Raw genomic sequence first — 9960 nt, 5'->3', positions numbered from 1 at the left:
GCTGGACATGTTTTTGATCTTAGTGATACAGTGAAATTTAAACCAGCTGTATTAAGTAAATTAGTTTTTGGAGCTCCTTTACAGGTAGACCTGTCAGCAAACTTTCTTTTATATGATAAGTTAACATTAGGAGTAGGATATAGATGGAGTGCAGCGTTTAGTGCTATGGCTGGATTCCAAGTGTCTGATTCTTTAATGATAGGATTTGCATATGACAAAGAATCTACAGAATTAGGTAGAACTCAGTTCAATGATGGTAGTTACGAAGTTATGTTGCGTTTTGAGTTATTCAGAAAGTACAACAGAATGTTAACACCACGTTTCTTTTAGAAAATAATGATTATGAATTTTGTAAAATATATTATTTCTACATTTTTAATTTTTATGTTTTCTGGTGTTTTGATTGCTCAAGAAAAACGGCTTATGAGAGCAGATGAAAATTTTAGAAGATATGCATTTGTAGATGCTCGTAAAATTTATTTGGATGTGGCGGAGAAGGGATATGCTTCTGCTGATTTATTTAAAAAAATTGGTGATTCTTATTACTTTAATGGACAATTAGAAAAATCTGTTGTATGGTATGAAAAACTTGTAAAAGAGTACTCTGATGATTTAGATACAGAATATTTATTTAGATATGCACAAAGTTTAAAAAGTATTAAGCAGTATGATGAAGCAGATCAGATAATGCAAATGTTTTATAACATAACAAATACAGATCAGCGTGCGGTATATTTTGTAAGTACACGTGATTATCTAAGGTTTATTGAAATGCAATCTGGGAAGTTTACACTCAAAAAGATAAGTATCAATTCTTCTTTTTCTGATTATGCTCCTAGTTTTGATAATCTTGGAAATCTTGTATTTGCATCATCTAGAGGAAGTTATCGCTCTGTGTCAAAAGTCATTCATGAATGGAACGAAATGCCTTTTTTAGATCTCTATAAATCTGATATTATAAATGAAAAAGACGAATTAGGACAAGCTAAAAAATTAAAAGGTAAGATAAATACTAAGTTTCATGAATCCTCCACTTCTTTTAGTTCTGATGGGCAAATAGTGTATTTTACACGAAATAATTTCACAAAAAAGAAACTTAAATCAGATGCTAATGGAACTATTCTTTTAAAGTTATATCGAGCAAGATTAGAAGGTAGTAAGTGGGTTGATATAGAAGAGTTACCATTTAATAGCGAAGAGTATTCAGTAGCTCACCCGGCATTAACCGCAGATGGTAAATATCTATATTTTGCCAGTGATATGCCTGATACTAGAGGGTTGTCGGATTTGTATAAAGTAGAAGTGTTTCCGGACGGTACGTTTGGTGAGCCTATCAATCTTGGAGATAAAATAAATACAGAAGGAAGAGAAACTTTCCCATATATAAGTAATTCTGGAAGATTGTATTTTGCTAGTGATGGACATGTCGGTTTAGGGGGATTGGACATATTTGTTACGGTTCCAGAAGAAGGTACTTTTTCTATACCTTATAATATAGGGAAGCCAGTGAATAGTTCAGAAGATGATTTTAGTTTTGTTTTAAATGAGGAAACCAAGATCGGTTATTTTTCTAGTAATCGAAAAGGAGGTAAAGGGAATGATGATATTTATAGCTTTAAGCAAATAGATGAATTGATTACTACTTGTAGACAATATGTGTCTGGAGTAATAACAGAAGACCTTACAGGAGTTGTATTGCCTAATTCTAATGTGATTTTATTGGATAACGATGGTAATGAAATTGAAAAAACGATAAGTAATGATAAAGGTGTATATTCTTTTAATGTAGAATGCGAAGAATCTTATATTATTAGAGCACTTAAGGATAATTATAACCCATCCGAAGATATATTATTGACTAATACCGCCTTGGAGTATACTCATAAAGTACCTCTACAATTATCAAAAGGAGGTCTTAATAACAAAGAAATACTTCCTGGTGATGATTTGGCTAAAGTATTAGATCTTCAAATAATTTATTTTGATTTAGATAAGTCTTTTATAAGGCCAGATGCAGAAATAGAATTACAAAAAATAATAGCTGCAATGAAAGAATATCTTGAGATTAAGATTGATGTTCGTTCGCATACAGATAGTAGAGCCCCAGATAGCTATAACCTAGCTTTAAGTGAACGTCGAGCAAAAAGTACAATTAAATATATAGTCGAAAGAGGAGGGATTGATCCATCCAGAATTACTGGTAGAGGATATGGAGAATCTTCTTTGGTAAATGAATGTGACAATACTACTAATTGTAATGAAAAACAACATCAAGAAAATAGAAGAAGTGAATTTATTTTATTAGAGTGACGAGTAATATTTTTTTGATTCTTAATCATTAAGAATACAATTAGGCATAAATATTGAAATGATTTTTAAAAAAATATGAGAAAGAATAATTTGATTTGTTAATGGGAGCTAATTTAATTTCGAAATATTGTGTTTTTTATTTTTATATGACGATGGGAATAAAAACGTTAAGCAACATTTTACAAAACTTTTGATCTTATTTTAGTATGGCCTCTCTTATGTATGGGTAACATTAGAGAGGTCTTCCTTATTACCGGATTATTCAAGATATTCCCTTACTGCTATTTTCAAAAGTATTTTAAAAAAAATAAAGGTGTGATTACATCAAATGTTTTAAGTAACATCTTTTTTTTATTTCTAAATTATCAATGTTTTATATTTTAGCAATCTATGGTAGATTATAAATTGTTAGAGTATTTAGAATCTTTTCTTACGACCAGGCGACAAGGTTTATATAAAAAGGTAATTGAGGAACGAACTAATCATTTTACAGTGGCAGTAGAAGACGTGTATCAATTACATAATACTAGTGCTGTGATCAGAAGTTGTGATGTTTTTGGTATTCAGAATGTACATGTGATTGAAGAAATAAATGCAAAGCGTATAGATAGAGAGATTGCAATGGGAGCTCAAAAGTGGGTTGACATAAATCGGTATACAACTTCTAAGGCATGTGTTACTGAATTGAAAAATAGAGGATATCAAATTGTAGCTACAACACCACATGATAATTCTATTGAATTAAAAGATTTTGATATTAGTAAACCTTCTGCATTTTTCTTTGGGCAAGAACAAGAAGGGTTAAGTGATATGATATTAGATGAAGCTGATGTTAAGTTACATATTCCTATGGTCGGTTTCACAGAAAGCCTTAATATTTCGGTTTCTGCAGCTATTATTTTACAACAAGTTACTTCATTATTAAGAAACTCTGATATTAGTTGGGGGTTATCAAAGGAAGAGAAATTAGAAAAAAGATTGGATTGGGCTAAAAAAGTGATCAAAAGTCATGAAAAAATAATTGCTAGATACGAAAAAGAAGGTAATTGACAGATACTAAACAATCATTTACGAATTGTGATAAACGAGTCACAAATTCTAATTAGACATCCTGTTTTGTTTTTGTAATTAACTTATAAATAATGGTTTACGCGTAAAAGGTTAATGTGCTTAAATCAGAGGTTTTATTAATTAATTCCCTATATTTGATAAGGACTAATCGTTTTAACTCCCTAAAAACATGTTTGTCATGAGCAAAAAACAGTCGCCTACCAACAAGATTAAGTCACTTCTTAAGCAAGTGAGAACAGGAATTAAACCTAATAAAACAACGATTAATTATACATCAGAAGTAGTACACGACATTTTTCAAAAAAGAACAAGTACTTCTTAGAATTCTATTTGAAAATAGAATAAAAGTATACCCAAAGATGATATATTTAACTTTGGATATACTCATAAAATCCTGAAATTTATTTTTTGATTAGGTATATGTTTTGCGTAAAATAATTATTGTAGTCATAATTTTCTTTTACTTCAATATTTCGTGAAAAGCTCTGGTATGCAGCATTTGAAACTACCAAATCCCACTGGCCTTTAGGTAACTGAAGAGAATAGGATCCATTCTTTGATAGTGTCGTAAAGTGTCTAATTCCATTTTTAAAAACTTCAATTGATATAGGGGCTTGAATAGTTTGAAAAGTACTATTGTCAAAAACACGACCTTTTACATTATAAAAGCTTTGAAGAGTAGGTTCTCTTTTGGATGTTTTAGTGCCATTCCAGTTATACCAATTAGGTGAGTTACCCCAAGTCCATTTTCCCGAGAAAGAGTTATTGTAATTAGAGTTATTCATTTCAAAACGAATAATTCCTTTTCTATTCATTGAGTAATTTTCAAAAGTTCCTTCAAAATATTCTTTACCATTGATATAATGTCTATACCCATATATAACACCAATATTAGCATAATCCCCATAAATTAGTTGTCCATGCTCTACCAGTCTTAATTCGCCATAAGTCGAGTTCCAAGTTCCTACCCAATTTATAGCGTTACTTTTTTCTAATGAAGATATATCATCGGTAAATGTTGTGTCGTCTTCATTAGAGCAATTAAATAAGAATAAAGAAACTAAGCATATGCAAACTATTTTTAATTTTTTCATAATATGGTATGTTGTTTAAAGTTACCTTTATTAGTGCTAAATAATTTTAAAGGTTAACAAGCACTTAATTTTTTTTTAAAGCGTCTACATAATTTTAAATCTAATTTGTAACTTAAACACTAAATTTTTAAATAGATAATTATGGTTACTTGGTTTGAAATCCCTGTCCTAAACATGGATCGTGCTAAATCTTTTTATGAAAAAGTTTTTGAAATAGAAATTGGCATCCATAATGTAGGTGGATTGCAAATGGGGTGGTTTCCTAATAAAAATGTAGCTGGAGAAGTTACTGGTTCTTTAATAGAAGCGGGAGATAATTATAAACCAAGTCAGAATGGTGTTATGATTTATTTTTCTTGTACCGATGTAGCAAATGAAATGAGTCGAGTAGAGGATGCTGGAGGGAAAATATTAGCGAATAAAACACAGATATCCAAAGAACATGGATATATGGCTTATTTTGTTGATTCCGAAGGTAATCGTATATCACTACATTCTCTAAAATAAGAATGTGTTACTTTCTATCTAAGACTTTATATTCTTCATAACATTCGCTAATAGCATCAAGAATCTGTAGGTCATTAGCAAATTTTATAAAATCCGCGGAGTAATTACAATTTCGCAGTATCTCATCAATATCTAGACGTTCTACTTGTAATAATGCCATTAGGGTAGCCCTATCGAATTTTGTTTCTAGTAGGTTTCTTATTTCATCATCTTTCTTCATCTTTCTTAGCTTACGCAATTCATTAGATCGTTTGCTAAAAATATTATAAAGAAAATCAGCTGGATTAAAAATAGCACCTAAAACTTTATTCACCGCTCCTGGTTGTCTACTACCTCCTTCATATCCAGAGTTTAATCCAGAAATACTGTATCTGTAGTTATTATATACGGGTATTTTTTTCGCATCAATTTCTAAGTATCCAGTAAGTTGTACATCTGCAACTACAACTTCTTCAAGAGCGATACCAAGTTCTGTCATTTTAATTTTTACATCGCCAAATTTTTTCCAGTCGTTCGTAACTCGAACTCTTAGCGGTTTATATCCAATATATGTAAAATATAAGGTGTCGTTAACTTTTGCTTTAATTTCAAAATCACCTTCTTTGTTAGTAACGGTACCTATAACTTGGCTTAGGTTCACAACGTGAACGTTTTGTAATTTACTATCAGTAGAGGCATTAAGCACTTTTCCGGATACAGTTTCTGATTCAGTATCCTGGGCATATGCATTAATGCCTGCAATAAGTAGTATGTATATTAAAATTCTTTTCAAAAGCTTAATTTTATAATTATTCTATTCACTAACTATTATATATGACGGTCTATATGTACGAACATAACATAAAAATTGGACCAAAAATCATATAACTTAGTTAATTCATAGAAAAATTATCTACGATCACTACGTTTTCTTCGGTCTCTTCTTCCATTACCTCCGCGGTCACCACCATCATTATCACGACGATTTCTTCCCTTTGGTTTAAAACCATCGCTTCTTCGTTTTCCTTTAAAACCACCACCGCCGTTGCCGTCTCTTCTTCTTCTGCCACCTCTGCTTCGTCCAGAATCCTTAGATATTTCTACGTTTACTTTTCTTCCTTCTAATTTAAAATCTTCAAAAATTGCAAGTATATTATCTTGATGTTCTGATTCCGTATTGAAAAAAGAAAAGCTTTCTTTTACATCTACGCGACTTACTGCATCTCTCCCTAGATCTAAGGTTTCTTTAAGAAAATCTTTTAATCTCATCCAGTCAAATCCATCTTTTTCACCTACGTTAATAAAGTAACGCGTGCTACCATCGCTTCTTCTGGAATCTCCTCTGCTTTCTCCTGCCGCATTAAGATCTTTAGCTTTCTTATAATAGTTATGAAAACGAGAGAATTCTACAGAGAAGAATTTTTTGATAAGCTCTTCTTTAGAAAAATCTTTTAGCACCTCATTAATAGAAGGTAAATAACTATCTATTTCATGATCGATTTCTGCTTTTGCAATATCATTAGCTAAATGAAATAATTGTACCTGACAGATTTCTTCACCACTAGGAATTTCCTTTTCTTCAAACTTCTTTTTGATAATTCGCTCAACGGTCTTAATTTTTCTAAGTTCACTTTTAGAAACAATTACCATCGAGACACCATTTTTTCCAGCACGACCCGTTCTTCCACTTCTATGTGTATACGTTTCGATTTCATCTGGCAACTGATAATTAATTACATGTGTAATATCATTTACATCAATTCCACGAGCAGCCACATCTGTGGCAACTAACATCTGAATCTGACGATTCCTAAAGCTTTTCATTACTAAATCACGTTGATTCTGACTTAAATCTCCGTGTAAAGCTGCCGCATTATATCCATCTTCAATTAAACTCTCTGCAACTTTTTGTGTATCTCTTTTAGTACGACAAAATATTACTGAAAATATATCTGGGTTCGCATCTGATAACCTTTTTAAAGCAGCATAACGATCTCTTGAGTTTACTACATAGTACTCGTGAGAAACGTTTTCTGATCCAGTATTTTTATGCCCAACTGTAATTTCTACGGGATCGTGCATAAAACGTTTTGCAATAGTAGAAACTTCTCTAGGCATCGTAGCAGAGAATAACCAAGTGCTTTTGTCTTCTGGTGTATGAGATAGGATAGCATTTATATCCTCATAAAATCCCATATTAAGCATTTCATCGGCTTCATCAAGAACACAATAACCAATATTGGATATATCTACCATTTTTCGATTAATCATATCTTGCATACGACCTGGGGTTGCAACTATAATCTGCGCACCTCGTTTGATTTCTCTAGATTGATCATGGATACTCGCGCCTCCATAAACGGCTACTGTACGAAGTCCTTTGACAAACTTAGAGTAGTTTTTTAATTCATTGGTAATCTGTAAACAAAGTTCACGAGTAGGAGATAAAATTAATCCTTGCGTAATTCTACTATTACTGTCTACTTTTTCAATAAGAGGAAAACCAAATGCAGCGGTCTTTCCTGTTCCCGTTTGAGCTAATGCTACAATATCGGTATCTTCATCAAGCAAAATAGGGATCGCCTTTTCCTGTACTTCACTAGGGGTTTCAAACCCCATTTCATCCACCGCCTTAATAATGGCTTCGCTGAGGCCTAATGCTTCAAATTTGTTCATATAAATAAAAATAAGCCGCAAAGGTACGGTTTATTATCTGTCTATAATAATAACGAAGTACTTATTGTGATGTTACAAAATAATTGTTTTAAATATAAATTTAGATTAAGCGGCTGATTACTTAATTATCTCAATTTCAAAAAGTTTGTCCCAGTTTTTACCAGTTACAAATAATTGTTTGGTGTCCTTTTTGTAAGCGATACCATTTAGTACATCTAGATCAGAATGTTGGCTTACCTTTTCTCTTAGACCAGATAAATTAATAACCGCTTCAACGGCTCCATTCGATGGGTTAATTACAGCAATTCCGTCTTTTTGCCAAGTGTTGGCATAAATTTTCCCCTCTATCCATTCTAATTCATTAAATTTTGACTTTACCTTGTTGTGAGTTGCAACCTCTATGTATGTTTTTTCAGCCAAATTCTCAGCATCTAATATCCAGATCTTTTCAGTACCATCACTTTTATATATCTGATTGCCATCATTACATAATCCCCATCCTTCTTTACTCTTATTGTATGCAAAGCTTCCTGTTTTTTCTAAAGTATTTAAGTCATAGATAAAACCTTCTTTAGATTGCCAGGTGAGTTGAAATACTTTATTATTAATAATGGTAATGCCTTCTGCAAAATATTTCTTATCAATATCTTTTTTGATAATTACTTTTCCAGTTTTATAGTCCACCTTTCGTAATGAAGATAAACCATTCTTACCAGTACTTTCATAGAGAGTATCTCCTATAAACTCCAATCCTTGGGTAAAAGCACTTTGATCATGCGGATATTCGGCTATAACTCTATATTTATATAGTTTGGGAGGTGCATTATTAAAAAAAGTAAGTTTTTGATATATATCTTCTTCTTTACCTTCATAATATACAATGGCTTTTAGAAGATGTTTTCCTAATCTTTCATTATCGAGCTTCTCTTCTAATCCATTTTCATTAGTAGTATTTAATCTGGCATCTTCTAAAAAGTATACAACAGAATCGATTTCGATTTTTTTTTTGTTAACAATACTCGCTTTAACCGTTTCTCCAAGTTTGTATTTGGTCTTATTGTTATCGGTTTTAATTGAAAAATATTTTTTTTTCGCATCAATATTGCTGCCACAGGAAAAAATAATAGCGCATAATGTAATGATGACGAATAGGTTACGTTTGTTCATGATATTTGGTAATATTTAGAGCAAGATATTTATTTTAATTGGGTTTAAAAAATCATTGTTTTATATAGTAAAGATTGTATCTTTGCACCGGCAAGTCCTACACAACTAGCTCCTGTTGAATCCTCCAGGGCGGGAACGCAGCAAAGGTAAACGGTTGTAGCAGTGTGATGTAGGTAGCTTGCCTTTTTTTGTGTCTTTTACTTTCCTCTTTTAAGTTTTTTAAGTTTATTTCGTAATTCTAAATTCGTAATTCTAAATTCCGAATGTATATTTGCGGTTATGAATGCAGATCAAAATTCTAAAGTTGTTTTAATAACAGGTGGTTCTTCAGGTATAGGAAAATCTATTGGTGCCTTTTTAGCAGGTAAAGGATATATCGTATACGGAACTAGTAGAAACCCTTCACGTTTTTCGGACTTTGATGTTTTTACGTTACTACAACTGGATGTTGCAGATAAAAAAAGTATTTCTAATGCTATAAATATAATCGAACAGAAACATGGACGATTAGATGTTTTGATCAATAATGCGGGAGCAGGAATTACTGGTCCATTAGAAGAGATACCAGAAGAAGAGATTATAAGAAATTTTACGACTAATTATTTCGGACCTATTAATGTAACTAAAGCTGTATTGCCTTTAATGAGAAAACAGCATAATGGTTTAGTTATCAATATCACTTCGATTGCAGGATATATGGGTTTGCCATATCGTGGAATTTATAGTGCTTCTAAATCAGCTTTAGAGATCACAACAGAAGCTTGGAGGATGGAGTTAAAGGCCTTTAATATTCGTATGACCAATATTGCTCCAGGTGATTTCGCTACTAATATTGCGGCAGGAAGATATCATGCTCCTGTTAGCAAGGGGTCTCCTTATGAAAAATCATATGGTGATTCTTTACAATTAATGGATGAACACGTAGATGAAGGTATGAATCCAAATGAAATGGCTAAAGTTGTATTTAAGGTAATTAATACTTCTAGTCCAAAGGTTCATTATAAAGTAGGTGCATTTATGCAAAAATTTTCTGTGGTCTTAAAGCGAATTTTGCCAGATAAAGTATATGAGAAATTACTAATGAATCATTATAAGTTGTAATTTTGACCGCATGTTTAAAGAACATTTGTAAATAATAATTGTAATAAATAAATCA

10 protein-coding genes and 1 other RNA gene are annotated in these 9960 nt (G+C 31.7%); 7 read left to right on the top strand and 4 right to left on the bottom strand.

Going from position 1 to position 9960, the window contains the following annotated elements; translation table 11 throughout:
• The 4 genes from BMY33_RS22680 to BMY33_RS23655 all read left to right on the top strand — a co-directional run.
• A partial coding sequence (locus tag BMY33_RS22680) for a type IX secretion system membrane protein PorP/SprF (RefSeq protein ID WP_139195724.1) occupies nucleotides 1–330 on the top strand: 330 nt, incomplete at its 5' end.
• A 12-nt stretch (nucleotides 331–342) separates the two neighbouring features.
• On the top strand, nucleotides 343–2310 hold the full coding sequence (locus BMY33_RS22675) for an OmpA family protein (RefSeq protein ID WP_091412789.1): 1968 nt from the start codon (nucleotides 343–345) through the stop codon (nucleotides 2308–2310).
• A gap of 390 nt (nucleotides 2311–2700) precedes the next feature.
• Nucleotides 2701–3360 (top strand): TrmH family RNA methyltransferase, encoded by a 660-nt coding sequence (locus BMY33_RS22670; protein ID WP_091412787.1) that lies wholly within the window; start codon nucleotides 2701–2703, stop codon nucleotides 3358–3360.
• Nucleotides 3361–3559: 199 nt separating this feature from the next.
• Entirely contained in the window at nucleotides 3560–3703 is a 144-nt protein-coding gene (locus BMY33_RS23655; RefSeq protein WP_170837158.1) for a hypothetical protein, read from the top strand.
• A gap of 79 nt (nucleotides 3704–3782) precedes the next feature.
• On the opposite strand, the gene BMY33_RS22665 is transcribed toward BMY33_RS23655, so the two are convergent.
• Entirely contained in the window at nucleotides 3783–4475 is a 693-nt protein-coding gene (locus tag BMY33_RS22665) for a peptidase associated/transthyretin-like domain-containing protein (RefSeq protein ID WP_091412786.1), read from the bottom strand.
• Nucleotides 4476–4616: 141 nt separating this feature from the next.
• Here BMY33_RS22665 and BMY33_RS22660 point away from each other — a divergent pair, with 141 nt between their 5' ends.
• The gene (locus tag BMY33_RS22660; RefSeq protein ID WP_091412784.1) at nucleotides 4617–4982 is read left to right on the top strand and encodes a VOC family protein; all 366 of its coding nucleotides are present in this window, start codon (nucleotides 4617–4619) and stop codon (nucleotides 4980–4982) included.
• Between the two features lie 7 nt (nucleotides 4983–4989).
• On the opposite strand, the gene BMY33_RS22655 is transcribed toward BMY33_RS22660, so the two are convergent.
• The 3 genes from BMY33_RS22655 to BMY33_RS22645 form a co-directional block, all read right to left on the bottom strand.
• Nucleotides 4990–5754 (bottom strand): carboxypeptidase-like regulatory domain-containing protein, encoded by a 765-nt coding sequence (locus tag BMY33_RS22655; protein WP_091412782.1) that lies wholly within the window; start codon nucleotides 5752–5754, stop codon nucleotides 4990–4992.
• A 116-nt stretch (nucleotides 5755–5870) separates the two neighbouring features.
• Complete coding sequence (locus BMY33_RS22650; RefSeq protein WP_091412780.1) at nucleotides 5871–7637, bottom strand: DEAD/DEAH box helicase; 1767 nt, start codon at nucleotides 7635–7637, stop codon at nucleotides 5871–5873.
• A 117-nt stretch (nucleotides 7638–7754) separates the two neighbouring features.
• Nucleotides 7755–8804 carry a glutaminyl-peptide cyclotransferase gene (locus BMY33_RS22645; protein ID WP_091412778.1) on the bottom strand — a complete coding sequence of 350 codons (1050 nt, stop codon included), beginning with the start codon at nucleotides 8802–8804 and terminating at the stop codon, nucleotides 7755–7757.
• An 88-nt stretch (nucleotides 8805–8892) separates the two neighbouring features.
• Between BMY33_RS22645 and ffs the strand changes: the two genes are divergently transcribed.
• An RNA gene (gene ffs, locus BMY33_RS22640) (signal recognition particle sRNA small type) lies at nucleotides 8893–8991 on the top strand.
• A 92-nt stretch (nucleotides 8992–9083) separates the two neighbouring features.
• Nucleotides 9084–9905: an SDR family oxidoreductase gene (locus BMY33_RS22635; protein WP_091412776.1), complete on the top strand. Its 822-nt coding sequence runs from the start codon at nucleotides 9084–9086 to the stop codon at nucleotides 9903–9905.
• Nucleotides 9906–9960: the final 55 nt, after the last annotated feature.

The sequence above is a fragment of the Aquimarina amphilecti genome (assembly GCF_900109375.1).
Lineage (GTDB): Bacteria > Bacteroidota > Bacteroidia > Flavobacteriales > Flavobacteriaceae > Aquimarina > Aquimarina amphilecti.
This window is presented reverse-complemented; position numbering and strand designations above follow the sequence as displayed.

Bases quoted from the DNA above. Each gene is read 5' to 3' on its own strand.
- BMY33_RS22645 (WP_091412778.1), bottom strand. From the start codon at position 8,804: ATGAACAAACGTAACCTATTCGTCATCATTACATTATGCGCTATTATT.
- BMY33_RS22635 (WP_091412776.1), top strand. From the start codon at position 9,084: ATGAATGCAGATCAAAATTCTAAAGTTGTTTTAATAACAGGTGGTTCT.
- BMY33_RS22675 (WP_091412789.1), top strand. From the start codon at position 343: ATGAATTTTGTAAAATATATTATTTCTACATTTTTAATTTTTATGTTT.
- BMY33_RS22660 (WP_091412784.1), top strand. From the start codon at position 4,617: ATGGTTACTTGGTTTGAAATCCCTGTCCTAAACATGGATCGTGCTAAA.
- BMY33_RS22665 (WP_091412786.1), bottom strand. From the start codon at position 4,475: ATGAAAAAATTAAAAATAGTTTGCATATGCTTAGTTTCTTTATTCTTA.
- BMY33_RS23655 (WP_170837158.1), top strand. From the start codon at position 3,560: ATGAGCAAAAAACAGTCGCCTACCAACAAGATTAAGTCACTTCTTAAG.
- BMY33_RS22670 (WP_091412787.1), top strand. From the start codon at position 2,701: ATGGTAGATTATAAATTGTTAGAGTATTTAGAATCTTTTCTTACGACC.
- BMY33_RS22650 (WP_091412780.1), bottom strand. From the start codon at position 7,637: ATGAACAAATTTGAAGCATTAGGCCTCAGCGAAGCCATTATTAAGGCG.